Consider the following 252-nt stretch of genomic DNA (forward strand, 5'->3'; position numbering starts at 1 on the left):
TGGAGGGCGGCACGGTCAATGGCAATGTGCTGGACAACGACGTGCTCGGCGCCGACGGTGGCGCAGTGATCGGCGTACGTGCCGGCAACGACACCTCAAACCCTGCAACAGGTGGTCTCAACACCCAGATCAACGGCACCTACGGCTATCTCACGCTGGACGCCAATGGCAATGCGGTCTACCACAGCAACCCGGACGCCGTCAGTGCACCCGGTGCCACCGACGTATTCACCTACACCGTGCGCGATGCCG

1 protein-coding gene is annotated in these 252 nt (G+C 63.5%); it reads left to right on the forward strand.

Going from position 1 to position 252, the window contains the following annotated elements:
• Nucleotides 1-252 (forward strand): hypothetical protein (locus GSM73_RS26995; protein WP_256676772.1); only part of this gene is annotated, 252 nt, incomplete at both ends.

The organism is Pseudomonas sp. PICF6, from assembly GCF_009831705.1.
GTDB classification, from domain to species: domain Bacteria; phylum Pseudomonadota; class Gammaproteobacteria; order Pseudomonadales; family Pseudomonadaceae; genus Aquipseudomonas; species Aquipseudomonas rhizophila.